Genomic DNA, 25,898 nt, shown 5'->3' with positions numbered 1-25,898 from the left:
CGAACCGATAAAAGTCTCGAACCGATAAAAGAAAAGAGCCCGCCAGATTTATCTTCTTGCGAGCTCGTACTTGACGGGTTTGCCGTCGACATTAATGAGATGACGTGACGTTGCTCGCAGACTTAAGCGAGCCACCACCACTGTGCGCCGCACGGCGCGGGTGTGTTCATCAGGGGTGTCATCATGAATCTGACCATAACTCAAGGTTTCCGCAGTAGCCAAAGCGGGGTGGGGTGTGGGGGCGGGGATTAAGCGCGAATTGTGTACGGATATTGCAACTGTGCATGGGGCGTAAGGCAGTTCCCCTATTAGTCGGGTACGCGTAAGAGGCAGAATTCTCGGATCCCCTCGACACCGCTGGCCACGAGGACTAACGTTTCGATGGTGATTACGCTGTCGCGGCAGACCACTAAATCACGTCGGGGAGTTCGTCCCACGACGTTGGTGGTGTGGTGTTATGTCGCCCTCATAACCGTTGGCACGGTTTTGTTAATGCTGCCGATCTCGGCAGCCAATAGCCATCCCACGGGGCACTGTGCCCCGAGCCCTGGGAATCTGTGCCTGCCCACGGCGCTGTCTGATGCTCTGTTCACAGCCACCTCGGCAACGAGCCTGACCGGCCTGATCACCGTAGATACGGCTACCCATTGGTCAACCTTCGGCAAGGTTGTCATCATGCTGTTGATTCAGCTGGGTGGCCTTGGGTTCATGACCTTGGCTTCACTTTTTGGCCTCTTCGTTGCGGGAAGACTCGGCCTTAACCGCCGTGCTGGTGCCCGCGTCGAAGGCCGCGGTATGGACATGGGTGAGATCTCATGGGTTGTCCGTGCTGCCGTTAGCTTCACGCTGTTGGTGGAGTTTGTTGTGGCAGTGGCACTTATGCTGCGGTTCCACCTAGGTTATGGGTACGGCTGGGGGAGAGCTGCGTGGGAGGGCTTGTTCCATGCCATCTCAAGCTTCAACAATGCCGGTTTTGCTCTGTATACGGACAACGTCATTGGGTTCCGCAGTGATGCCTGGATACTTTTGCCGCTGGCCTTCTCTCTTATCGTTGGTGGTCTGGGTTTTTCTGTTCTGCTCGAGGCCTGGCGACACCTGAAAGCGTGGCTTAGTGTCCGCACGCGAGGGCAGTTGCCTAAACGCTGGTCTCTGACTACTCGCTTCACTATCAAAGGCACCATCCTGCTGATTGCTTTGGGCACAATCATGGTGGCATTTGGTGAGTGGTCCAATGCCATGTCTGGATTCACTACAGGGGAGAAGATACTCAACTCATTCTTCGCTAGTGTGAGCCCGCGTACCGCGGGGTTCAACGCACTCGATTACGCGGACTTCCACCCATCGACACTGCTGGGCACTGACTTCCTCATGTTCATTGGCGGCGGCACCGGTGGTACTGCAGGTGGCGTGAAAATCACGACGTCGGCAGTCATTCTCGCCGCCGTTCTCGCGGAGATTCGCGGTGACACCTCCGTGTCCGTGGCTCGGCGGCGCCTCAACCCAAAAGTGCTGCGTCAGGCCCTCGTCGTTCTTGCATTCGGTATTGGCCAGGTTTTTCTGGCAGTAATCGCCGTCAGTTTCCTAGCGCCACAGTTTTCTACTGACCAAATCCTGTTTGAAGTAGTCAGCGCCTTCGCCACGGTAGGCCTATCCACAGGCATCACCGCTAATCTACCGGTGGCGGCACAGGCAATCTTCATCGTGCTGATGTTCGCCGGACGTGTTGGCCCGATCGCTTTGGCGACGGCCTTGGCCGCCCGCCCACGCCAGCGCATCTACGAATATCCGGAAGAAAGGCCCTTCATTGGCTAACTCGAAATTCAACCCGTTTGCTGGTTTTGCAGAGCATTTCGCCAACCAAGCCAGCTCTTCTCCTGTTGTCATTCTCGGCATGGGGCGTTTCGGACAGGCGCTCGGCGAGGAGCTGGTCGCTGGCGGTATCGAGGTTCTCTGCGTAGACCACCGCGAAAAGGTGGTCCAGGAGCTGTCCTCGACCTTCGATCACGTGGTTACCGCCGACACCACCATGCCGGAAGTACTGAAGCAGCTCGGTGTCGATGAAGCCGAACGCGTGGTCATTGCAATCGGCAGTGATATCGAGGCGTCGTTACTGACCGCATCCGCGCTGGTGGACATGGATGTACCGCTGATTTGGGCGAAAGCCGATAACCAGGCTCACGCCAAGATTCTGGGCCAGATCGGTGTGCACCATGTCATTCGCCCGGAGGCAGACACCGGCCGTCGTATTGCGCACCTAATCGGCGGCAAGGTCCAGGACTTCCTTGAGTTCGATCGCGACTACGCAGTCGGTAAGGTCGCCCCGCCGATTCACTGTCTGGATAAGACAGTGGCGGAGATTAACCAGAGCGCACCGATTACGGTCGTCGCCGTACAAAAGCGCGGTCAGCGCTTCCGCCCCGCGCTTGCCGACGACCGCATTACCGCAGGTGACCTGTTGATTGTCTCCGGTGCCATTCGGCAGTTGGAGACGTTCGCCGGGGAGTAGGCGCTGATTGCTACTTGTCGCCGTGGCTGTCGATTCCGTCGACGCCTGTGACCGTGGTCAGCAAAAACACGGAATCTGTTAGAGCTTTCACGCCATGCTTGACGTGGGTGAGCACTTTGAGATTGCCCTCTGAAATCGTGGTTTCATCGGCACCGGTGATTTCAACTTCGCCAACAAGAACAAGCATCGAGGCTGCGGGCGGTGAGTTATGGGCGGAAAGCTCAGTTCCTTCAGTCAATGCGATGAGAGTCTGGCGCAGCGGGCCGTCGTGGACAACAATTTCCGCAGCACGGCCATTACTGTTGCTTTTGGCCTGAGCGAGAAGTTCGTCCTTGTGGGAAAGAATCCTCATGGTTCTAGCTCCTTGGTGAAACCACAGCGCGCAGAGCACACGCTGCCTCTTCCGGATTTTCTGCCTCGGTCAGTGCGCGAACCACCACAATGCGCTCCGCGCCAGCGGCGATAACTTCGCCGGCGGTCTCGGCGTTGATACCGCCGATTGCCCACCATGGCTTTACCGGGTCACTTGCGCCGCGGTCGTGTGGGCGCACAATATCGGCCACGGAATCCTGGTGGGACTCCGCTGATCCCTGAGCGCGCACCCTCCGTACCAGTGCCGCAGCTTCACGGACCATCTCGACTCCGACGGGTTGACGGTCGGGCTTCGTCGGGGTGGCATACACCGGGCCGATTACCGCGTAATCGATGCCATCGTCGGCAAGCGAGGCGGCGAACATGTCCAGATTTCGGTTGGATCGGCCGATGAGAACCTCGGGGCCAACGATCTGGCGGGCCTGCTCGGTGGTGAGGTCCTCCTGGCCCACATGCAGGATGTCTGCGCCGGTCAGTGCGGCAATGTCGGCGCGGTCATTGACGGCGAAGAGCTTGCCGTGTTCAGCGGCGACCTCGGCGAGGGTCTCCACAGCGGCAATCTCGTCGCGGGTGTCGACTTTCTTGTCGCGCAGCTGGATGATGTCGGTGCCGCCTTCGTAACAGGCGTGCAGGAATTCGCGCAGATCACCGCGGGATGCGCGCGAGTCGGTGCAGAGGTACAGGCGGGCGTCGGCAAGCAGGGCGCGTCGTGTTGTGCGAGTGGCGGCTGATGAGGCGTTCATGTCCCCATGTTAGGCGAGGTTGGGGATGCGGTGTCGTGGCGGTGAGTCCGAAGTCATATGATGGGGGAGTACCACGTTCCGCGGGAGCCGTACTCGGTATCGATGAGATGCCGCTGGCTGAGAGGGCGAGTAACGCCGACCGCTTTTACCTGATGCGGGTTATGCCGCCGGAGGGAGGAATGGCAGTGAATGCTGCCGCTATGGGTGCTGCCTCGACAAGTGAGGGCGGCACAGGGGAGACGTCGTCGAGCGTTGTTATCGCAGGCGCGGGCATTATCGGCTTGGCGACGGCATGGAGACTACTCCGCCAGGGATTCGATGTGACCGTCCTCGATGCCGAGCCCGTTTCCGGCGCAACCTTCGCCGCAGCTGGCATGCTGGCGCCGGTGGCCGAAGTCGTGTGGGATCAGCCGACGCTGTATCCGCTGATGGTGGAGTCGGGCAAGCTTTACCGCGACTTTGCCCTCGCCATCGCCGAGGAATCGGGCCACGATGTTGGCTATATCGAGAATTCCACGTTCGTGTGTGCGGGTGATGCCGCCGACCGGCAGACACTCAGCGAGCTTGTTGAGCTGCAGCACGACATGGGCATGGAGATCAACCGCATCACCGCTACCGAGGCGCGCCGGGCAGAACCGGCACTGGGGCCGGGCTGTGTTGGTGCGGTGGATATTCCGGGAGATCACCAGGTCACTCCGCGTCTGCTCGCCGAGGCGTTGCTGACCATTCTGGGAGACCGCGTTACCCGCACCCGCGCGGAAGAGGTTATTTACGCTTCCGATGCCGACCCCCGCCAAGCCATTGGGCTGCGCGGTGCGGACGGAAATGACTACCTCGCCGATGAGGTCATTCTGGCTGCGGGACTGAACACCGCCGACATCACTGGCCTGCCGGAGAATCTGAATCTGCCGCTGCGCCCGGTCTATGGGGATGTGCTGCGTCTGCGGGTGCCGGAGCACTTGCAGCCGCTGGTCACCCGCACTATTCGCGGTGTGGTTCAGGGGCGTCCGGTTTATATCGTCCCGCGTGCTGACGGCACCGTCGTGCTCGGCGCAACCTCGCGTGAAGATGACCTGACCGGTGTCTCCGCCGAAGGAGTCCACCAGCTACTCCGCGACGCATACCGCCTGGTGCCCGGCATTCTCGACTGCGAAATCTACGAGATGACCGCCCGCGCCCGGCCTGGCTCCCCGGACGATGTCCCCATGATTGGCCGCGTGGTTCCTGGATTGACCGTGTCCACCGGCTACTTCCGTCACGGCATTCTGCTTACGGCCATCGGTTCCAAGCTCACGGCCGATGTCGTCGCAGGTCGAGAAACTGACAACGACCCGGCGCTTCTTTCCGCCGTCAATCCATTCCGCTTCAGCGATTAGAGGAGGCTCGCTTATGTCCACCACAACACTCAATGGCGAAGGCTACACACCGGCTGAGGGGGAGATGGTCGCAGATCTCGTCGCAAAGCATACGGGGCACGCGCTTAACGACGACGGCACCGCCGCGGACGGCACCCGCCTGGGAATCGCGGTAGCCGTGGACGGTGCGGTAATCCCGCGAGCCAAGTGGGCGAGCACGCCCGTGGCAGGTGCCATCGACATCGTGACAGCAGTTCAGGGAGGCTAGAGATGACCGAGAATTCCGCACAAGCAAATATGTCCGCACAGGCAAACGAAACCGGGGCGGCGAGCGGACTTACACGCGAACCGCTGCGCATTGGCGGGCTGGAGTTGAACTCCCGTCTGATTATGGGAACTGGCGGTGCGACCAGCATGGATACGCTGGAGCGCGCGCTGGTGGCTTCGGGCACCGAGCTGACTACGGTGGCGATGCGCCGTTTTACGCCCGGCACGAAGCAGAACGTTTTTGAGATTTTGCAGCGCAACAATATTGCGGCGCTGCCGAATACTGCGGGGTGCTATACCGCTCGTGACGCGGTGCTGACTGCGCAGTTGGCCCGCGAGGCGCTGGAAACCAACCTGCTGAAGCTCGAGGTCATCGCCGACGAGGACACGCTGCTGCCGGACCCGGTCGAGCTGGTTGCGGCAGCGGAGCAGTTGGTAGCTGACGACTTCGTCGTCTTCGCTTACACCAACGACGATCCGGCGCTGGCCAAGCGGCTGGAGGATCTGGGCTGTGCAGCTGTCATGCCGGCGGGTTCGCCTATTGGTACTGGCCTGGGAATTCTTAACCCACACAACATCGAGCTGATTGTGGACCGCGCGAATGTGCCCATCATCCTGGATGCGGGCATCGGTACCGCGTCTGAGGCAGCTCAGGCGATGGAGCTTGGCTGCGATGCAGTGCTGTTGGCATCCGCAGTGACCCGTGCACATGATCCGGTGGGCATGGCCACAGCGATGCGCTTCGGCGTTGAGGCAGGCCTGACTGCTCGCGAGTCGGGTCGCATCCCACGGCGTCGACTGGCCCAGGCGAGCTCGTCGTTTGAGGGAATCATCACTGAGCGCGTCAGCGGCGCACGCGAGCAGGATTCTCTGTAATGGCGGAGCAGGGTGTCAATTTTTCGGACCGCGACCTGCGCCGGTACGCACGGCACCTAACATTGCCGGGCTTTGGTGCCGAGGGTCAGCGAACTTTGCGAGCCTCCCGCGTCCTCGTTATCGGAGCTGGCGGCTTGGGATCGCCTGCGCTGTTGTACCTGGCCGGGGCAGGGGTCGGGCACATCACCATCATTGACGATGACGTGGTCGACGAGTCCAATCTTCAGCGCCAGGTCATTCACCGTGAGTCCGATATTGGTCGCCCGAAGGCCGAATCTGCCGCGGATGCCGTGCGGCGCCTTGACTCCGAGGCATCGGTGACCGCAATCGTCGGCAGGTTAAGCGTCGACAATGCTGAGGAGCTCTTCGCCACTCACGATGTAGTGCTCGACGGCGCGGACAACTTCGCCACGCGCTACCTGTCCTCCGATGCCGCGGAGCTGACCGGAACGCCGCTGGTCTGGGCCACAATCCTGCAGTTCGCAGGGCAACTGTCCGTCTTCTGGCCTGGCCACGGCCCCATGCTTCGCGATCTTTACCCCGACATCCCCGACCCCGGCTCCGTGCCGTCGTGCGCCGCAGGCGGTGTCCTCGGCGCAATGGTCGGACAAATCGGCTCCATGATGGTCGTCGAAGCTATCAAGGTGCTCACCGGTGTCGGCAAGGTCGCCGTCGGCAAACTCGTGCTTATCGACGCCCTGGAGGCAACCACCCGCACACTGTCCTTTGCGGCCGACCCGGAGCGCGAACCCGTTTCCGACTTGACCGAAATTGCGCAGGTGTGCGCAGCTTCGTGGACCGAGGACGAGGAGGCCCCGGCGCAGAGCATGCGCAGCATTGGCCCCAACACGGCGCACGAGCTTCTTGCCGAGGGTGTGCCTCTCATCGATGTACGCGAGCCTGAAGAACACGCGGAGGCTGCCATTGCCGGATCTGTGCTTGTGCCACTCGGCGACATTCGCAGCCGTGGGTGGGCTGCGATTCGCGAAGCGTGGGCTGAGCGGAACCTCCAGTCGAACTACCCACGAGTTCTGATTCACTGCCACTCGGGTGCCCGCTCGCAACAGGCAATTGAGCTGTTGGCCAGCGAGATTGAGGCTGATGGCGCCATACCGGAGCTCATCAATCTGGACGGGGGCATTGTGGCCTGGCAGGCTGCGGGGCAGGAGACCGTCGTAAAGCGTGGCGGAACGCACTAATTAGTGGCTACCGCCACGCGCTGTTGAACAGTGTGCCTACGCCTGCGGCTTCAGCGTTGTCGACCACAACTCGGTGCCACGAGTGGTGAGCAGACGGACGGTCATCTCGCGTGAGTCGCCGTCGATATCGACTTCGCCGAAGTGCTGGAAGTCCTGTGTGGGGTCGGCGTTGGCATTGTCTTTACCCGGTGCGTGGACGTACTCCACCTTCGGCCCGAAGGTCGAGTCCATTTCGTTGGGGCCGAAAGCGCCCGCGTGGAGAGGACCGGAGACGAATTCCCAGAAGGGTGCGAAGTCGGTGAACTGTGCGCGCTCTGGGCTGTAGTGGTGAGCCGCGGTGTAGTGCACATCGGCGGTGAGCCAGACGACATTTGAAACATCTTTAATGGCGCTGAGCAGGCGGGCGATTTCACGTTCACGTCCTGCAGGTGCACCGGCGGCACCATTGGATACGCTTTCTTGGTCACCATCGTCGCCGTCGGGGACGATGATTCCAAGCGGTAGGTCATTAGCAACAATCTTCCACGTCGCGCGGGAGTCCTTGAGGGAGTCGATTAACCAGTTGGTCTGCTTTTCGCCAAGGATTGGTTCTTCGGTTGTCGAGCGCGGATTATTGGAAGTGTTTTCTCCCTTGTAACTGCGCATATCCAGAATGAAGATGTCTAGCAACGGGCCGTAGGAAACCTTGCGGTAGACGCGCCCATCTACAGCCATTTGCTGATCAATTGGCTGCCACTCATGGAAGGCTTGGTAGGCACGCTTGGCCAGGGTGTTGACATCGCGCTCGGTATAGCGATCATCGTCTAGGACTTCGTTGGGGTACCAGTTGTTGACTGTTTCGTGGTCATCCCACTGGACTAGCTGCGGAACCTGCGCATTGAAGGCCAAGTAGTTCTTGTCCATGAGGTTGTAGGAGTACTGGCCACGATACTCTTCGAGGGTTTCAGCAACCTTGGATTTGGCCGGAGTGACATGGTTGCGCCACACAGTGCCGTCGGAAAGCGTGACGGATTCATCCAGCGGACCGTCGGCATAGCAGGTATCGCCTGAGTGAATGAATAGGTCTGGATTGCGCTCCATCATGGTGGAAAAGCCGGTGTAGCCACCGATTTCGTCGTTAATTCCCCAACCCTGACCTGCGACATCGCCGGACCAGTGCAGGCGGATGTTGGATGCGCGGTTTGGGGCAGTACGGAAGGTGCCAATAACGGGATCAGAGCAGATTCCAGTATCTGCCTCTTCGAGCGTGACGCGGTAAAAGATTTCCTGTCCTGGCTCGAGACCGACGACACGTAAACGTCCGGTGCCGTCAGTATCTGGAGTTAACAGAGAGTTGCTGCGGAATACCTTGGCATTCTGGAAGCTCTCAGTTGCAGCAGTTTCAACCACCATATGGGCGGGGCGGTCTGAGCGAGCCCAAATCAATGCGCCGTCGCCGCGGATATCGCCACTTGCAACGCCGTGGGTGAGCTGTGGCCGAGAACGCAGTAACCCTGGGGAGGCCAGTGACGGCGAACCCGGTGTAGCTGAAGCCGCAGCTCTAGAGGCATGAGCGAGCGTGACTGAAGTGGCAAGTGCGGTGGATGCGCCTAAACGTAGAGCGCTGCGACGGGAAAGCTGCATGGAGTCGAACGATAGGTTTTCCACTTTGACGTTCAGTTAAACCAGCGTGAACTCGAAGGAAAAAGTCGCAATTACAGCACAAAGGCTTAGTTATTGAGAATGACTGGGCTTCCTTTTGTAACGTAGATAACCGACTTGGGAGGAATGTGTCTTCCGAGCTGTCTTTTCTGAGACAGACAATCTAGAAGTGAAAGGCGCTGACCCCGATAATGGGATCTACACAAACGCCACAAGTAAAAACGCAAGAAAAGAAGTCGGGCGGTTTTCTTAAGAACCTGCCGACCGACCCGTTGATCTTCACGACGGCGATGGGTTTCATTGTCCTCTTTGTGGCAGTGACCATAGCGCTGGGGGATACCGCTCGGGATGCCTACTCGGCCGCTTCCGATTGGGTTACGTCTAACATGGGCTGGCTGTTCATCGGTGGTGTCTCGGCAAGCTTTATCTTCCTCATCGGCTTGTTTGTGTCCCGCTACGGACGCATCCAGCTTGGCGATGATGACGAAGAGCCCGAATACACCATCGCCGAATGGTTCGGCATGCTCTTCGCCGGTGGTACTGGCTCCATGCTGATGTTCTGGGGCGTGGCTGAACCGCTCAACCATGCCTACAACCCGCCGTTCGGTCAAGAGCCGATGAGCCGCGAAGCTCAGAACACTGCGATGGCATTTACCATCTACCACCTGGGTATTCACATGTGGGTCATCATGGCGCTGCCGGGGCTCGCGCTGGGGTACTTCATTTACAAGCGTCACCTGCCGCCGCGCGTCTCCTCCATCTTCGCGCCGCTGCTCGGTGCCCGAATCTACTCATGGCCGGGCAAGCTTATCGACGCCGTCGCCATCATCGGTACCGTCGTCGGTATCGCGGTATCGGTGGGCATGGGTGCGCTGCAGATTAACTCCGGTGCTGCACGTGTAATCGGTACCCCGGAAAGCTCGATGGTGCAGCTCATTCTGATTGCCATCATTATTGTGATTGCCTCGATTTCCGTGGCCCGCGGTCTGGACAAAGGTATTAAGGTGTTGTCCAATGCCAACATTTGGGCAGCCATGGCATTGATGGTCTTCGTGCTGCTCATGGGCCCGACATTGACGCTGCTGCGCCAGACCGTCGATACGACAGGTGTCTACTTGGATGCGTTGCCGCGCATCATGTTCTGGACTGACTCCTACGACGTCAACCCGAATTGGAAACAGGGCGCCTGGACGGTCTTCTATTGGGCCTGGACAATCTGCTGGTCGCCATTTGTGGGCATGTTCGTCGCCCGTATTTCCCGTGGCCGTACTGTGCGTCAGTTCATTGCCGGTGTGATTGCACTGCCGACAATCGTGTCAATCATGTGGTTCTCCATCTTCGGCCGCGCTGGCTTCGAACTGGAAGATGAGCAGCCGGGCATTCTGACGGAACCAGTCGTCGAAGGAGGGGATCCCTCGCCGGCTCTATTTATCCTGCTGGAGCAGTACCCACTGGCGACCCTTGTCAGTGTGTTTGCGCTCTTTGTGATCATGATCTTCTTCGTCACCTCCATTGACTCCGCTTCGATGGTGATGGACATGATGTCTACCGGTGAGGAAAACAAGGCTCCGACCTTCTACCGCGTGCTGTGGGGCGTCATGATTGGTGCTGTGGCAGCTTCTCTGCTGCTGATTTCTGGTGAAACCGCACTGGAAGCGCTGCAATCTGCGGTGATCGTCATCGGTGTACCGTTCTTCTTCCTCCACTTTGTGATGATGTACTCCTTGGTCAAAGGCATGAGTGATGACCACATGGCAGTGCGCAAGCCGGTTACCCGCCAGTGGGAGAAGACCGATACTCCGGAGAAGTTGGAGAAGCACGAAGCCGTACCCGCGCCGGGCTACGACGAAGAGGGCAATGAGCTGCCGCGCTTTGAGTACACCCACGATGAAGAGGGACGTCTTGTTATTCAGTCCGATGTGGTCGTTGAAGGTGAGTTTGAGTCTGGCGAAAAGTCGGAATCAGAGAGCCCAGAGGAGTCGGGGACGAAGTCTGAGTCGTAGGAGAGCACGGTCGCAGTAGTGCCCGGCACTTGTGGCCACGCTATTCACCTATCGGTGCGCTGTAGCGTGGCCATCAGTGAGTAGTGCATCGATAAGAGCGAAGGCAAAGGCTGTAGCCAAATAAAAACGCCGCCCAGCGGAAACCAAAAGTAGTTTCGGTGGGCGGTGTTTTTGTATTCGTTGTGTCAGTTTGTCAAGCCTTGCTTTCGCCGAAATTTCAGGGGTGTTTGGGGGTATTACCAGGGTATATGGGGTTAATTTTGCATGCTAAACTGTGGTGAACGCCCTTTTTACGGTTCATGCTGAAGTGTTATGGAGCTTTCTGGGTGGTGAACATCCAGGTGTTGAACATCAAAGTCTCGCTAACAGAATCGGCGAGGTGCCAGCGGGCCCGTACCAGGTGGGTAAGGATAGGGAAATTGGATAAGGACGCAAAATGCGTATGAAATTACCGGAAGTGCTCAAGAAGCGCTCCGTACGCGCTCCTTTGGCTGTGCTAACAGTCACAGCCGTAGTTGGTAGTGCAATCGGAGTTGCTCCGAATTTTGTCTCTTCACAGCCGGAGGCGGTAGCTGCAGAACTCTCCGGTGGCATCCGCGAGAAGTCCGGCGCGGTGGAGAAGGATGCCCAGAAGGCCTCCGACCTGCCGGCCGGTTCGTGTGTTGTCTCGGAGAACGCTCCGCAGGGCAGCCAGGCTGGTTTCAGCTGGTATACCTCTGAGCCAACTGCGAGCAGCCCCTCGAAAACGCGGTGGGGCTTGAGCGTCTCTTTCGATAACTCGAAGGACCGCACGTTCGCTGATTGGAGCTTTACCAATTCAGGCCTTATGGGGAACTACCTCGATGTAGCTCAAATTCCCGCTATGAATGCCGGTCAGACCCTTGGTGACAAGGTCACACACAAGGCCGACGAATTCCTCAAGATTGATGGCTCTAGGCAACAGCGAAACCTGAACCTCAACGCGGAACTGACCGATGCTAAAGTCAAGCAGTTCGCTGAGGCCACTGCCGCGAACCCGGTTCGTTATGCCTGGCAGGGTGACTATAAGCAGGAAAATCCTAGCCCAAAGGCTAGGGCCACCCAGGGAGAATCCGTAGGCTTTACGGCCGTCGTGAACCCGTGGCCGAGCGAGAACATCGAATGTAACCCGATCACGGTCTCGTGGGAGAGCTTCGAAAAGCACGTTATCGTCCCCGGTGAGGAAACCAAGGTCGGTAAGATCAACGTTCCTGCCGTTGAGAACGGCGGCACGGATGACTCCATGTCCCGCATGGTCGTGGAGGCCTACGACGGCAACGGCAAGTTCATCGGCACCACCGACCCGGCAGCGTCCGGCGGCACCAAGAACCTGCGTATCGACGATACGACCGGCGAGATCTACTTCACCTGGCCTGAGTACCGCGGTACCGACCTGGCAACTGACAAGAACGTGAACTTCTCCGTTCTGGCAAAGCCACGTACCGTTGACCAGCTCCAGGCTGCTGGCGCGAACAACAATGAGTTCGGCGACTCCAAGGCCTTCGACAGCTCCAACTCGCTGACCCGCTACAACAAGGCGAACGTCATCGACTCGAAGGCGTTCTCCCTGGACGACACCGAGTACCACGACCCGAAGTATGACAAGGAGGACGCTTCGATTATCTCGGGCGTTGACAGCCCGACCGGCCCGCTGGCTACCGAGCCACAGAAGGTCGTCTTCAAGCAGGTACCAGATAAGATCAAGGACCTGGTGAAGAAGAAGGGTGACGGCGGCTTCGAGGCCAAGGTCGAGCTGGACGAGAAGTACGTCTACGAGGGTTGGACCGTCGAGATGGACGAGGACTACAACGTCACCGTCACCGCTCCGGAAAACCCGAAGCCGGGCACCTTCGCACGCCCGAAGGTCATAGTGGAATACTCGAATGGCTCCACCGATGAACTTGAGCTGCTCGTCGTGGTCGACCCGAACAATACCCAGGTCACTGACCTGGTGCGCCCGGGTCTTGCCAAGGGCAAGGTGAATGAAGACATCACCTCTCAGATCACCACCAAGTCCATCATGAAGGGCCATAAGCCGGTTCACCCGGCCAAGTTTGAGATTGACCCGTCCACTGTCCCGGAAGGGTGGACCGTCAAGGTCGACGACACAGGTAAGGTCACCGCGAAGGCGGACGACTCTGTCGCGCCGGGAACCGTCATCACTCCAAAGGTGAAGGCGACCTATCCGGACCAGACCACCGATGAGATCGAGGTCCAGTTCCAGGCCATCGTGGACATCAAGATCCCGACTTACGACACTGTAACTGGTCAGCCAAATGCGAACGTCAGCCTCACTCCGGAACTCCCCGAGCGCGGGCTGAGCGGAAACACCTCCGACGAGGCTCCGACGCGCTACACCTTCGAGGACGGTACTAACCAGACCACCCTTAAGAGCGAGGATGGCAAGACGTGGACTGTCTACGTTGATGAGAAGACTGGTGAGATTAAGACCACCATTCCGAGGGACGCGCACGAAGGAGACATTCTTAATGTCCCAGTCCTCGCGCACTACAGTGATGAGGGCAAGCAGAAGCCGCAGACGGTTGTAGGCACCGTTGTCGTTATTAAGGGTGACCTGCAGGCAAACTACGATGTCCAGACCACTGGACCGGGTCAGTCCGTCGAACATCATGTCGACGGTCCGCCGGAGGGCTCTACTTTCTCCTTCGGACAGAAAGACGGCAAGCCGGTCCTCACTCAGAATGTTGACGGCTGGGAGTACAAGGTTGACCCGAACACCGGTGTCGTTACCTCGACTCCGCCGGCCGATGCGAAGCCGGGCGACAAGAATACCGTCACCGTGACGGTTAATGCCCCAGGCGGTCGTGCTACTCAGACGCCGGTTACTACCGTCGTGAAGCTGACTAATGCCTGGGAAGCAGATCCGTCTTACCCAACAGAGACGGTGTACCCGGGGGATACCGCAAAGCTGCCGTTAAACCTCGACAAGCCGGATAACGTAAACGTCGCCAAGGACAACCCATACGAGCTGGGCGAAGTTCCGGCTGGTTGGACTGTCAGTATTGACGACAATGGCGAGATCACCGCAACCGCCCCTGCGGATGCGAAGCCGGGTGACCAGGTCAAGATTCCGGTCACCGTGACCTACGAGGACGGCTCTACGGATACCGCTTACGCTGTGGTTAACGTTGTCGACGTTCCGACGCGTGAGGTCCCGTTCAAGGTCGAGTACAAGTACGACGACACCATTCCTGCCGGCGAGTACAAGGTTGAAACCAAGGGCGTTCCTGGCAAGGAAAAGATGACCAAGGACGGCCAGTGGGAGCAGACCGAGGCGCCGGTTAATGAGGTCGTCGTCATCGGAACCAAGGTTACTGAAAGCGAAAGCGCCGAGACTGTAACTTGGACGGTTCCGATTCCGTACCCGACCGAGGTTCGCGAGAACCCGGACCTGGCACCTGGTGAAATCAGGGTTGTCCAGGAAGGCGAGAACGGTGAGAAGACCTTTACTGCTAACTTCACCGCGAAGGGCGACAAGGCTGAGGTAACCGAGGAGAAGACCACGAAGGAACCTGTTACTCGCATTGTTGAGTATGGTCCCGGCGTGGAGCCATCGGAACTGGTGACCAAGACCGAGAAGCCGATTCCGTTTGAGACTGAAATTGTTTTCGACGACACCCTGGAAAAGGGTACTCAGGTCGTCGATCAGGAGGGTCAGCTCGGAACTGAGGTCGAAACTTCGACTCAGAAGATTGTGGACGGCAAGCCGTCCGGCGACCCTAAGGTGACCACTGAGCGCACCAAGGAGCCGGTCAAGCAGGTTATCCGTGTTGGCACGAAGACCGTGGGCACTCACACTACTGAGTACGAGGTAGACGTCCCGTTTGAGACTGAGATTATCTTCGACGAGAATCTGGAAGCTGGCACGCAGGAGACTGTCCAGGAAGGCAAGCTAGGCAAGGACAAGGTCACCACGACCCAGACCATCGAAAACTCGACGGTTGTGGATTCCAAGACCGAAACCGTGCGAGTGGCTGAGCCGGTCAAGAAGATCATCAAGGTCGGTACCAAGGACAAGCCTGCATCCACGACCATCGAGTGGACTGAAAAGACTCCGTTCGAGGTCGAGGTTCGGGTCAACCCTGAGCTGAAGCCTGGTGAGACCAAGGTCGTCCAGGAAGGTAAGCAGGGCGAAATCAAGCACACCGTTAAGGTGAATGCTGACAACGGGGAAATCTCCACGGATGAGTCCTCTGAGAAAATCAGCGACCCGGTAAACCAGATCATCGAGGTTGGCCCGGCCAAGGGCCGCGAGACCGCATTGACGGATAAGCACACGGAGAAGATTCCGTACGACACCCTCATTGAGTACGACCCGAACCTGGAAGTCGGCAGGGTTGTCGAGGAACAGGCCGGTGAGTTCGGTGAGAAGGAAATCACCAAGACCTGGAAGCTCGAGAACGGTGAGCCGGTAGGCGATCCGGAGATTTCGGAGACCGTTACTAAGGACAAGCAGGATCGAAAGATTCGCGTGGGCACTAAGTGCAAGTGCGAGCCGACGCCTCCTGTTGACCCGAGCGAGCCGACGGACCCGAGCGAGCCGACTGAGCCGACGGACCCGACCGAGCCGACGGACCCGACCGAGCCGACTGAGCCGACTGAACCGACGGACCCGAGCGAGCCGACTGAAAAGTGTGAGCCGGTAACCACGTCTGACTCGTGGATTGAAAAGACTCCGTTCGACACCTTGGTTCGCGTTAACCCGGATCTGGAACCTGGTGAAACCAAGGTTGTTCAGGAGGGAACTCCTGGAGAAATCAAGCACACGGTCACGATTACGGTTGATAGCGACGGCAATGCGACCAAGGAGGATTCGTCTGAGACAATCAGCGATCCTGTCGACCGCATTGTCGAGGTTGGTCCTGCTGAGGGTGAGGCCCAGCTGACGGATAAGCACACTGCGCCGATTCCGTTCGATACCATCATCGAGTACGACGAGACCCTCGAAGCCGGCAAGGTTATTGAGGATCAGCCTGGTGTCACTGGTGAGAAGGAGATCACCAACACCTGGAATCTCGAGGACGGTGAGTTTGTGGGCGAGCCGGAAACTTCTGAAGAGATTCTCAAGGAGAAGCAGGATCGTGTGATTCGCGTGGGCACCAAGCTCGACTGCGAGCCGACTGAGCCGACGGACCCGAGCGAGCCGACTGAGCCGACGGACCCGAGCGAGCCGACTGAGCCGACCAAGCCGACTGAGCCGACCAAGCCGGGTAAGCCAGGTGACAAGCCAAGCAAGCCGGACAAGCCAGGCAAGCCAGGTGATTCCGACAAGCCGGGTAAGCCAGGTGACAAGCCAAGCAAGCCGGACAAGCCAGGCAAGCCAGGTGATTCCGACAAGCCGGGTAAGCCCGACAAGCCGGGCGATAAGCCAGGTAAGCCGGATGACAAGCCAGGCAAGCCGGGTAAGGACGGAAGTTCCTCGAGCTCCAGCTCTAAGGGCGGTTCCTCTTCGGGCTCCAGCTCCAAGGGTGGAAGCAGCTCAGGTTCTAGCTCCTCGGGCTCGAGCTCCAAGGGCGGAAGCTCCTCCAGCGGTAGCCTCTCTGGTGGAAGCTCCTCCAGTGGAAATACCTCGGGTCACAGCAGCTCGGGTGGCAGCACCTCGAGCTCCAGCTCCAAGGGCGGGTCTTCTCTGGCTGTCACCGGCGCTAAGGTCGCTGGCACGCTAGGAATCGCAGCAATGCTGTTGCTGGCTGGTGGTATTTTGCTAGCGGTTCGTAAGCGCCACTCGCAGAATGAAAACTAGTGATACCAAGGCTTTCGAGCCGCATTGCTAGCTCCTAAAAGGAGACGGCGGGAATATAGGAGAACTCCTGTATTCTCGCCATTTTTCATTCAATCCACCGGAATGGCACTCGCAAGTGGTAACTGGGTCTTGGTTTGCTTTCTAGGTGACACGAAACAGACCCCGATACTCCATATGTGCAGGCCAGATGAAGAACAACGACGCCACCTCCAAAGGAACCATTAGATGGTGATGTAAAATCCCCAACTGCGGCAGCTCCACAACCCGGCGTTAAGTAGCAAAGCGGACAACCCGACAAACTACGGGCTGCAAAATGTGAAACTGTATGAGTTTATGACACTTTCAAGCCATTTTTCGGACCATTTTCGTCATAAACGCAGTCAGTAACTCGCATCGACCCGCCGCCGCTGTCATAAACGCAGTCAGTAACTCGCATTGGGGTAAGCAGCAAAAGATGCCCGGCACTTGTGGCCACGCTATTCACCTATCGTTGCGCTGTAGCGTGGCCATCAGTGAGTAATGCATCGATAAGAGCGAAGGCAAAGGCCGTAGCCAAACAAAAACGCCGCCCAGCGGAAACCAAAAGTAGTTTCCGTGGGCGGCGTCGCTGTGTTCGTCGTAAAGCGAGTGCGGCAGTAAGCCGTGATTAGCTTTACTCGTAGGTGCCTCGGAGGTCCTTGTAGTCCTCATCGTGCCAATCCACGTTGGCCTGGTCCTTGGTGGTGACACCGACATCAGGCTGATGCGGGACCTTCGCAATGATGTTGCGGCGGGCGCGGCCGGCGCGGAGCTGGCTTTCGATACGCTCGGCAAGGTTGGCCAGGCCGAAGTTGATGGCAATGAGAATGATCGCCACGACGACCAGCGATGGAATCATGGCGCCGTAGTACTCGCCAAGCTGGCGGCCGGAGCGGACAACCTCGACGTAGCCAATCATGTAGCCCAGTGCGGAGTCCTTCAGCGCAATAACCATCTGCGAGATAATCGCCGGCAACATGGCGGCGACGGCCTGCGGCAGCAAAATGGTGACCATCGTCTGGCGGTGGGAGAGACCCAGCGCAATCGCAGCCTCACGCTGGCCCTTCGGCAGCGACTCGATGCCGGAACGCAGCGTCTCGCCAATGACGGAGCCGTTGTACATGGTCAGGCCAAACACAACGGCGGCAAAGCCGAGGTAGTTCGACGGAAACAGCTGCCAAAGCGCGAACACCGAGTAGGCGAACAGCATGAGCACCAGCACCGGAATGGCGCGGAAGAACTCGACAATCACCGAGCACAGCCAGCGCACCGGAGCGATCGGGCTCAGCCTGCCGACGCCCAGGAGAGCGCCAATAACCAGTGCCAACACAATAGAGACGACAGCCGCGACAATGGTGCTGACCAGACCGGGCAGAATGTACGTGGTCCAAGTGGTGGATTCGAGGAAGAACGACCACTTATTCGCCTCGAACTGGCCCTTGTCGGCCAGCTTCATTCCGACCCAGGCGAGGATCGCAACGGTGATTGCAGCCACGATCCAGGTGAGAGTTCGGTTGAACCGCTGAGCCTTGGGGCCCGGCGCGTCGTAAAGAACTGTTGCGCGAGTAGCCATTAGCGCTTCACCGCCCATCGCTTGCCAGCCCAGCCGAAGAACAGGCCGGTCGGCAGAGTCAGAATAATAAAGCCGACAGCGATGATGCCGAAGATAATCAGGATATCGCTGGCGTAGTTTTCAGTCATGGTCTTCATCAGCAGCGACGCTTCAGCCACACCGATTACCGAGGCAATCGTGGTGTTCTTGGTCAGCGCGATCAGGGTGTTGCCGAGTGGCACGATAGCGCCACGGAACGCCTGCGGGAAGATGATGTAGCGGAAGCTTTGGCCGAAGCTAAGCCCCAGGGAGCGGGCGGCTTCGGCCTGCCCGAACGGCACAGTATTAATACCGGCGCGCAGGGACTCCGCAACGAAGCACGAGGTGTAGGCAACAAACGCCAACACCGCGAGACGGAAGTTCTGCTTGACAATGAAGGAGTCATTCTCCGCAGCCAGCAGCAGCCCCAAGTTGTAGTAGAGACCCATCGAGGCCAGCAGCACAATCAACGTCAGCGGGGTATTGCGGACAATGTTGATGTACCAGGTCGACAGGGTACGTAGGATTCCCACGGGGCTCACGCGCATAGCGGTGAGAAGCGTGCCAAAAATCAGGGAACCAATTGCCGAAGCAATCGTCAGTTTGATGGTTACCCAGAAAGCCGGAAGCAGTTCCGGCCCCATTTCACTCCATAGTTCTGGATTCATTGTTTGCTCGCACCCCTTCCTACTTCTTCTCTACGAACGACAGATCGCCGATTGCCGGCTTGTCGTCGAGCTCGAACTTGTCGCCCAAATGCTTCTTCAGGATCTTCTGAAGCTCACCGGTGTCGTACAGCGACTCCAGCGCCTCATTGATGGCCTCACGGCTGGCATCATCACCCTTGGGCAGGCCGATGCCGTAGTACTCATTGGTCCAGTAGGAACCATCGGGGTTGCGCAGCTCGACCACGCGGAAGTCGTCGCCGAAGCGCTCCTTGTAGCGCTGGGCGAAGCCCGCGAGAATAGTTGCATCGGTAGTCAGAGCATCGACGACCCCCTGCTTCACACCTTCGGCACATGCGGCGTAGGTATCGAACTCCTGCAGCTGCACCTCCGGTAGAGCGTCCTTGACTTTCTGCGCTGGGGTGGAGCCGGATACAGAACACAGGCGAGTGCCCGGGGCGACGTCGTCAAGCCCCTGGATGCCCTCGGAACCGCGCACCAACAGTGCCTGGTGCGTGACCAGGTACGGGCCGGCGAAGTCGACGGCAGCCAGGCGGCCAGCGTTGATGGAGTAGGTGGCGGCGATCATGTTGACCTCGCCGTTGTTAATCAGCGTCTCGCGCTGAGCGGACGGGGTCTCGCGCCACTCCATCTCGGGCACATCCCAACCGTTCTTGTTGGCGATGTACTCAATGACGTAGCGGGAAACATCGTTGTCGACGCCCGCGAACTCACGGTCCGGGGTGCGCTCGCCGAGACCCGGCTGGTCAAACTTCGTACCCAGTGTCACGTGCCCGGCTTCGATATCGGCCAGCAGGTTTCGGGGTCCGCCGCTACCGCAGGCCGCGAGGCTCATTGTCGTGGCAACAGCTACGACAGCCGCCGCAACTCGCTTGCCGACGACACCTCGGCGGCCCTGGTTGCGACTGCGTCCCCGGCCTCCTCGTAATAGTGAAAGCTTCATGGTGACCAGCCCCGCCTAGTGTCCGACGATCTTGGCCAAGAAGTCCTTGGCACGATCGCTCTGCGGGTTGGTGAAGAAGGTCTCCGGGTCGGTGTCTTCGACAATCGCACCGTCGGCCATGAACAGGATGCGGTCGGCCACGCGGCGGGCGAAGCTCATCTCGTGGGTGACACAGACCATGGTCATGCCGCCCTTGGCCAGGTCGGTCATGACATCGAGGACCTCGTTAATCATTTCCGGGTCGAGCGCGGAGGTGGGCTCGTCGAAAAGCATGACCTTCGGGTCCATGGCCAGGGCGCGTGCGATGGCGACGCGCTGCTGCTGACCGCCGGAGAGTTGTGCCGGGTACTTGTCAGCCTGTTCCGCAATGCCGACACGGGCGAGCAGCTTGTCCGCACGCTCGCGGGCCTCGGCTTTTGAGATCTTGCGGACCTTCAGTGGGGCCAACGTGACATTGTCGCGAATGGTCATGTGGCTGAAGAGGTTGAACTGCTGGAAGACCATGCCGACCTCAGCACGCAGACGGGTGAGTTCCTTACCCTCTTCTGGGAGAAGTTTGCCGTTGATGCGGATCTCGCCGCTGTCTATGGTCTCGAGGCGGTTGATGGTTCGGCACAGTGTGGACTTACCAGAGCCGGAGGGGCCGAGGACAACTACGACCTGACCAGCTGGGATTTCCAGATTGATGTCGCGCAAAGCGTGGTAATCGCCGTAGTGCTTATTCACCCCGGCAATCGAAATCATGCTCTGTGGTGTGGATGATTCAGTCATGTGAAAAAGTATAGGTGACTCACGACACATCACTGCTATCGGTGTTCCTTGTGCGATATTCACCTGTGAAAAGTGACTGCACACCAATTAGTTCTAAAGATCCACGCGATGGCGCCTCGCAACAGGCTTGCGGCCATGCACGAACCAGTAGAAAACGGCCGCGAGAACCACCACGACCGCCAGGCCTGCGTACATCTTGTCGAATCCCATAGTGGCGGCTACCGAACCCAAAACAATCGGGCCGAGGCCGATGCCTGCGTCGACAAGCAGGAGCAGCGTCGAGATGCCCGTGCCCAACTTGTGTGCCGGGGCCAGGTGCACGGAGATGGTCTGGCAGGCCGGCATCAGCGTGCCGTAGCCCAGGCCGCAGAGCGCACCGGCGGCGATAACGTGCCAGTCAGCGGTTGCGAAAGCCAGAACAAGCAGTGAGATGGTGAAGCACACCAGGCCGATGGCGATGACGGGGTTGTCGCCGCGGCGATCTTGTAGGCGTCCCAGTGAGAAACGCGCCGCCATCATCGCCACCGCATAGGCGATGAAGAAGAAGCTGGCGCCTCTAGCCAGGCCGCTCAGCTGTGAGTATCGGTTCAGGAATGTAATCACGCCCGCATACGCCAGGCCGATGAGCAGCATGAACAGGCCGATTGGCACCACTCTCGGCGTCATGATGTCATCGAAGGAAAACGTGCGCTTCGTCTCGCTTGCCGACGAATCCTCGGTGGCCTCGTCCTTGGTTGCCGCAGTGGCGGGCTCGTTGTGTTGTGGCAGAACGAGCGCCAGCACCAGTCCGACAATGGACAGGCCGAGGGCTGTGGCAAAGAGGACGCTGTATCCGACCGAACCAATAAGGGCCAGGCCGAGAGCTGGGCCAATCGCTGTAGCCAGGGTGGTGCCGAGCGAGATGTAGCCAGTTCCCTCGGCGCGGCGCGAAGCCGGAATAGCGGTCTGGGCGGCGGCCATCACGGCGGTGGAAGCGAAAGCGTAGGTCAGGCCGTGGATGATGCGGATTGCAATCAGGACCGGCAGGGATGCGGCCCATATGTAGGCGGCACAGGCTGCCACGATGACAGCAAGCGAGCCAAGCATGATTCGGCGACCACCGAAGGTGTCCACCAAGTAGCCGGAAAAGAGGCGAGCGATGGTGGCACCGACCACGAAAGAACTGGCGGCGAAGCCACCGGCGGCATCGGAGGCGGAGAAGCGCTGGACGGCGTAGAGCGCCATGACCGTGATTGAAAGGTAGAACACCAGGTACATGCTGAAGTTAATCAGCCAGCTGATGATGAACGCGGGGGAGAAGAGCTTGTCTTGCCCGTGCTGTTCGTCCTGCTCGTTCTGTTTGTGCCTGTTCTGTGTGGTCGTATGCGTTGTCATGCTGAAGATACGGTCTCTTTTCTCGTTTGAAAACGATCGTGGAATTAGTGCTTTGGCAAAACTGCTTTCCGGTATTTGTATCGTGCAAAAATGCAGTTAGGGCTCGAATTATAACAATCGGTTTGTATGATGCAAACGCGCTTTTTTGGCCTTAACCCCATCCGCGGCGCGCTAGAATAGGAGCTGTTCAGCAAACAGATACATCTCGCAGGCCCATTAAAGGGCCGACAAATAGGCGACAAGAGGATTGACTGCCATCGTGCGAAACGACGACCTAGCCGCGCTCGTTTACGAGAACATGCTGCTATCCCGGGTGAGCTCCAGCGGCTACCGACCACATCGCAAGGACATCCTGTTGGATCGCTCCGCCGCAGCACTACTGGCACGACTGGAAGCGCAGCCGGATATGACAGTCGCCGAGCTTTCCGATGCGCTGGGGCTGGACATTTCTACGGTGCACCGCCAGCTGGCCGCCGCCATGCGGCAGGGGTATATCGCGAAGAGACCCGCGCCGTCGTCAAGCGCGAAGGTGCATAGCGCGACCGACAAGGGGCTAGAGCTGCTGCACCGGGAAATCGAGGCGCGTAAGAAAACCGTCGATGACATTACGCATGACTGGGAGGACTCGGAGCTCGTGGAGTTCGTGCGATTGATGCGCAAATTCAACGAAGGCGTGGAAGAAATGCGTGGTCACCCATGGCCTAGATAACCGCGGATGCCGGGGTCATGGAATACTTGAGGGCGTGGCTGAGAAAAAGAAGATTGCAAACGTCCTTGCTAACCGATACGCCTCTGCGACTCTGGCGGAGTTGTGGAGCCCTGAGTACAAGATCATCCTCGAGCGCAAGCTCTGGATTGCAGTTTTGAAGGCCCAGGTCGCCCGCGGAATTGAGGTTCCGGAGGGCACTATCGAGGCGTATGAGAAGGTCATCGACCAAGTTGACCTCGACTCCATTGCCGCCCGTGAGCGTATTACTCGCCACGATGTGAAGGCCCGCATTGAAGAGTTCTGTGAACTGGCTGGCACCGAGCACATTCACAAGGGAATGACCTCACGAGACCTGACTGAAAACGTCGAGCAGCTGCAGGTTCTGCAGTCGCTGAAGGTCGTGCGTGACAAGGCCGTTGCCGTTGCCGCCCGCACTGCTGAGAAGGCCTCCGAGTACCAGTCGCTGGTCATGGCGGGTCGTTCCCACAACGTCGCCGCGCAGGCAACTACTTTGGGCAAGCGCTTCGCCTCCGCTGCGGACGAGATGCTGCTGGGTATCGAGCGCGTAGAAGACCTGATCTCCCGCTACCCGCTGCGCGGCATCAAGGGCCCGATGGGCACCGCCCAGGACATGCTGGATCTGCTTGACGGTGACGAGTCCGCGCTGGCCTCCCTGGAAAACGAAATCGCTGAAGGCCTCGGCTTCGACCGCGTCTTTGACTCCGTCGGTCAGGTTTACCCGCGCACCCTCGACTTCGACGCTCTGTCCGCGCTGGTCGAGCTCGGTGCAGGGCCGGCATCGCTGGCCACCACCATCCGCCTGATGGCCGGTAATGAGACCGTCACCGAGGGCTTCAAGGAAGGCCAGGTTGGCTCTTCCGCCATGCCGCACAAGATGAACGCCCGCTCCTGTGAGCGCGTCCACGGTTTCCAGGTCATTCTGCGTGGCTACATGACTATGCTCTCCGAATACGCCGGTACTCAGTGGAACGAAGGCGACGTTTCCTGCTCCGTGGTCCGCCGCGTTGCGCTGCCGGATGCCTTCTTCGCCATGGACGGCATGTTCGAAACCTTCCTCACCGTCCTGTCCGAGTTCGGTGCATTCCCGGCCATGATCGACCGTGAGCTGGAGCGCTACCTGCCGTTCCTCGCCTCCACCAAGATCCTCATGGCAGCTGTCCGCGCTGGTATGGGCCGCGAGGAAGCCCACGAGATTATCAAGGAGCACGCCGTCGCCACCGCATTGGATATGCGCGAAAAGGGCGCCGAGCAGAATCTCACTGAACGTCTCGCTGCAGATGAGCGTTTCCCGCTGGATGCCGCAGGGCTTGCCGACGCTCTGGCAGACCGTCACGCGTTCATCGGTGCCGCAGAATCGCAGGTTGACCGTGTAGTTGCACGTGTGCAGGCTGTCGTGGACAAGTACCCAGAGGCCGCGGCTTACAAGCCGGGCGAGATTCTGTAGCTCCACGTGCGTCACGCGCGAATCGCGAAACGTGAAACGCGAAACGCGCAAACGTAAGGACCTTTGAAAAACTCTGTCACGTTGGTGGCAGAGTTTTTCTTCGTTTGTTGGCGAAACCACCAGTGAGCAGCCAAGTTCCTCGGTACGATGAGCGATAAGTATCGAAACCTCTACGCGAAAGGTGCCCGACGTGACATCGGCTGTTAGGACTTCGCTTTCTCGCCCAGGTGCCACATTGAATGTGCTGCGCTGGGTCCCAGAAAATGACAAGGGCGCGCCCATTACTCCTAAGGGAGTGGTGCAGATTGTCCACGGCATGGTCGAGTACGCCAACCGCTACGCTAAATTCGCCGAGTACCTCGTATCCCAGGGCTATGCCGTCGTCGCGCACGACCATCGCGGCCACGGTATGACCAAGACGGATGCTGGCATCCCGGGCTACTTCGCTGACTACGGTGGCTGGAATCTAATTCTCGAAGACCTCCACGCAGTGCGCCAGTACGTTGATGCAGAATTCCCAGGCAGCAAGCACTATATTCTCGGCCACTCTATGGGGTCGCTTCTGACTCGTAACTACATCGCCAAGTACGGCGAGGGGCTTACCGGCGTCATTATCATGGGCACCGTGTCGTGGCCAGGAGCTAAGGGCGATGCGGGAATGAAGGTTGCAAACCTGCTGGCTAAGATTCTTCCTACCGCGCCGGGCAAGCTGCTCAACACCCTCACCTTTGCTGATTACAACAAGGGCTTTGAGCGCCGCACTAAGTTTGATTGGCTCACCCGCGACCACAAGATTGTCGATGCTTATATTGCGGACGACAAGTGTGGTTTCGTTCCCACCAATGCCTTTTTCCGCGACCTTCTCGTCGGCACGCACTACGCGAATTCGTCTGAAGCCTATGAGAAAGCGCCTGATGATCTGCCACTTTTCGTGGTTTCCGGTGCCATTGATCCGGCGGGTGGCGCTGGCTGTGTGACTGAGGTCGTGGGTAAATACCTGAACGCGGGGAAGAAGGACGTGCGCTTTAAGGTCTACCCGGATGGTCGCCATGAAATTCTCAACGAGTTGAATAAAGAAGAGGTCTACGCCGACATTTTGGCGTGGTTGGAGTCCCGCTAAGGGGAGCTGGTTAATAGGCGAAAAGTGTGCCCGCTCGGCGTGTCGACCGGCGTGTTGACCGGCGCGTCGGCGGGTGGGCACCTTTTTGCTACTTATCCCAATGCGAGTTACTGACCGCGTTTATGCCAGCGACGGCGGGTCAATCCGAGTTACTGACTGCGTTTATGTCAGAAATGGCCCGAAAAATGGCCTGAAAGTGTCATAAACTCGCACAGTTTCACATTTGCAGCCCGTATTCACGTGTGGAGTCCGTAATTTTTGGTGTCTGCCCAGTCATTATCTTGAGAATCAGACACACTTTTTGTCTGTCGATCCAGAGGTGCTGGAAGAACGTGTGCGCTAGCTCGGAGTGCGCCACGAGTGGCGCTGCTTGTGTGAGCCCTAGAAAGCCACCGCACTTCTAATAAGTTTCCATTGCGCGGATGCTTTTGTCGGGTAACGTTCTTTTCACGCTGGAAGAAAAGGAACCGACCACAT

At 58.7% G+C, this 25,898-nt stretch carries 20 protein-coding genes and 1 riboswitch; of the genes, 12 read left to right on the top strand and 8 right to left on the bottom strand.

What is annotated here, in order from left to right; all coding sequences use genetic code 11:
* The first annotated feature begins 381 nt into the window (after window positions 1-381).
* Both CRD20_RS03610 and CRD20_RS03605 read left to right on the top strand, forming a co-directional pair.
* The gene (locus CRD20_RS03610) at window positions 382-1,812 is read left to right on the top strand and encodes a TrkH family potassium uptake protein (protein WP_048733103.1); all 1,431 of its coding nucleotides are present in this window, start codon (window positions 382-384) and stop codon (window positions 1,810-1,812) included.
* A complete protein-coding gene (locus tag CRD20_RS03605) occupies window positions 1,805-2,506 on the top strand; it encodes a TrkA family potassium uptake protein (protein ID WP_070603953.1) in 702 nt (233 codons plus the stop codon). The genes CRD20_RS03610 and CRD20_RS03605 overlap by 8 nt, the downstream gene beginning before the upstream one ends.
* 10 nt (window positions 2,507-2,516) lie before the next feature.
* Here the strand turns inward: CRD20_RS03605 and CRD20_RS03600 are convergent, their stop codons facing one another.
* Both CRD20_RS03600 and CRD20_RS03595 read right to left on the bottom strand, forming a co-directional pair.
* Window positions 2,517-2,858, bottom strand: coding sequence for a cupin (locus CRD20_RS03600; protein WP_070603954.1), 342 nt, complete (start codon window positions 2,856-2,858; stop codon window positions 2,517-2,519).
* 4 nt (window positions 2,859-2,862) lie between these two features.
* Window positions 2,863-3,621, bottom strand: coding sequence for a thiamine phosphate synthase (locus CRD20_RS03595; RefSeq protein ID WP_070603955.1), 759 nt, complete (start codon window positions 3,619-3,621; stop codon window positions 2,863-2,865).
* 70 nt (window positions 3,622-3,691) lie between these two features.
* A riboswitch (TPP riboswitch) is annotated at window positions 3,692-3,814 on the top strand.
* A 7-nt stretch (window positions 3,815-3,821) separates the two neighbouring features.
* Between CRD20_RS03595 and thiO the strand changes: the two genes are divergently transcribed.
* Genes thiO through CRD20_RS03575 form a run of 4 tightly spaced genes read left to right on the top strand, consistent with a single transcriptional unit; the run spans window position 3,822 to window position 7,318 of the window.
* The gene (thiO, locus tag CRD20_RS03590; RefSeq protein WP_222866187.1) at window positions 3,822-4,997 is read left to right on the top strand and encodes a glycine oxidase ThiO; all 1,176 of its coding nucleotides are present in this window, start codon (window positions 3,822-3,824) and stop codon (window positions 4,995-4,997) included.
* Between the two features lie 13 nt (window positions 4,998-5,010).
* On the top strand, window positions 5,011-5,244 hold the full coding sequence (thiS, locus tag CRD20_RS03585) for a sulfur carrier protein ThiS (protein ID WP_187404834.1): 234 nt from the start codon (window positions 5,011-5,013) through the stop codon (window positions 5,242-5,244).
* A gap of 29 nt (window positions 5,245-5,273) precedes the next feature.
* Window positions 5,274-6,119, top strand: a complete 846-nt coding sequence (locus CRD20_RS03580) for a thiazole synthase (protein ID WP_141752745.1) — start codon at window positions 5,274-5,276, stop codon at window positions 6,117-6,119.
* Window positions 6,119-7,318 carry a ThiF family adenylyltransferase gene (locus CRD20_RS03575; RefSeq protein ID WP_187404833.1) on the top strand — a complete coding sequence of 400 codons (1,200 nt, stop codon included), beginning with the start codon at window positions 6,119-6,121 and terminating at the stop codon, window positions 7,316-7,318. Before CRD20_RS03580 ends, CRD20_RS03575 begins: the two co-directional genes overlap by 1 nt.
* Before the next feature lie 36 nt (window positions 7,319-7,354).
* On the opposite strand, the gene CRD20_RS03570 is transcribed toward CRD20_RS03575, so the two are convergent.
* A complete protein-coding gene (locus CRD20_RS03570) occupies window positions 7,355-8,941 on the bottom strand; it encodes an alkaline phosphatase (RefSeq protein WP_016421418.1) in 1,587 nt (528 codons plus the stop codon).
* Between the two features lie 209 nt (window positions 8,942-9,150).
* Here CRD20_RS03570 and CRD20_RS03565 point away from each other — a divergent pair, with 209 nt between their 5' ends.
* Window positions 9,151-10,962, top strand: a complete 1,812-nt coding sequence (locus CRD20_RS03565; RefSeq protein WP_187404832.1) for a BCCT family transporter — start codon at window positions 9,151-9,153, stop codon at window positions 10,960-10,962.
* Between the two features lie 442 nt (window positions 10,963-11,404).
* Window positions 11,405-16,744 carry a G5 domain-containing protein gene (locus tag CRD20_RS03560; protein WP_187404831.1) on the top strand — a complete coding sequence of 1,780 codons (5,340 nt, stop codon included), beginning with the start codon at window positions 11,405-11,407 and terminating at the stop codon, window positions 16,742-16,744.
* 652 nt (window positions 16,745-17,396) lie between these two features.
* On the opposite strand, the gene CRD20_RS03555 is transcribed toward CRD20_RS03560, so the two are convergent.
* From CRD20_RS03555 to CRD20_RS03545, 3 genes are read right to left on the bottom strand one after another with little or no spacing between them, the layout of a single operon-like run.
* Window positions 17,397-18,335, bottom strand: a complete 939-nt coding sequence (locus CRD20_RS03555) for an amino acid ABC transporter permease (protein ID WP_187404830.1) — start codon at window positions 18,333-18,335, stop codon at window positions 17,397-17,399.
* The gene (locus tag CRD20_RS03550; RefSeq protein WP_048733083.1) at window positions 18,335-19,021 is read right to left on the bottom strand and encodes an amino acid ABC transporter permease; all 687 of its coding nucleotides are present in this window, start codon (window positions 19,019-19,021) and stop codon (window positions 18,335-18,337) included. Before CRD20_RS03550 ends, CRD20_RS03555 begins: the two co-directional genes overlap by 1 nt.
* Window positions 19,022-19,040: 19 nt before the next feature.
* A complete protein-coding gene (locus tag CRD20_RS03545; protein ID WP_370545910.1) occupies window positions 19,041-19,874 on the bottom strand; it encodes a glutamate ABC transporter substrate-binding protein in 834 nt (277 codons plus the stop codon).
* Here CRD20_RS03545 and CRD20_RS11290 point away from each other — a divergent pair.
* A complete protein-coding gene (locus CRD20_RS11290) occupies window positions 19,809-19,967 on the top strand; it encodes a hypothetical protein (RefSeq protein WP_370545917.1) in 159 nt (52 codons plus the stop codon). The two genes, CRD20_RS03545 and CRD20_RS11290, sit on opposite strands and share 66 nt — an antisense overlap.
* 30 nt (window positions 19,968-19,997) lie before the next feature.
* Here the strand turns inward: CRD20_RS11290 and CRD20_RS03540 are convergent, their stop codons facing one another.
* On the bottom strand, window positions 19,998-20,726 hold the full coding sequence (locus tag CRD20_RS03540) for an amino acid ABC transporter ATP-binding protein (RefSeq protein WP_069359127.1): 729 nt from the start codon (window positions 20,724-20,726) through the stop codon (window positions 19,998-20,000).
* 120 nt (window positions 20,727-20,846) lie between these two features.
* Window positions 20,847-22,127 carry an MFS transporter gene (locus tag CRD20_RS03535; RefSeq protein ID WP_187404829.1) on the bottom strand — a complete coding sequence of 427 codons (1,281 nt, stop codon included), beginning with the start codon at window positions 22,125-22,127 and terminating at the stop codon, window positions 20,847-20,849.
* 259 nt (window positions 22,128-22,386) lie between these two features.
* On the opposite strand from CRD20_RS03535, the gene CRD20_RS03530 reads away from it, so the two are divergent.
* The 3 genes from CRD20_RS03530 (at window position 22,387) to CRD20_RS03520 (ending at window position 25,421) form a co-directional block, all read left to right on the top strand.
* Window positions 22,387-22,836, top strand: a complete 450-nt coding sequence (locus CRD20_RS03530) for a MarR family winged helix-turn-helix transcriptional regulator (RefSeq protein WP_038626519.1) — start codon at window positions 22,387-22,389, stop codon at window positions 22,834-22,836.
* A gap of 34 nt (window positions 22,837-22,870) precedes the next feature.
* A complete protein-coding gene (purB, locus tag CRD20_RS03525; protein ID WP_070856365.1) occupies window positions 22,871-24,301 on the top strand; it encodes an adenylosuccinate lyase in 1,431 nt (476 codons plus the stop codon).
* Window positions 24,302-24,491: 190 nt separating this feature from the next.
* Entirely contained in the window at window positions 24,492-25,421 is a 930-nt protein-coding gene (locus CRD20_RS03520; protein WP_187404828.1) for an alpha/beta hydrolase, read from the top strand.
* Window positions 25,422-25,898: the final 477 nt, after the last annotated feature.

It is taken from the genome of Corynebacterium sp. LK33 (assembly GCF_014334955.1).
Lineage (GTDB): Bacteria > Actinomycetota > Actinomycetes > Mycobacteriales > Mycobacteriaceae > Corynebacterium > Corynebacterium jeikeium_D.
The sequence above is the reverse complement of the archived record's forward strand: the minus strand, read 5'-3'. Positions and strand labels throughout refer to the sequence as shown.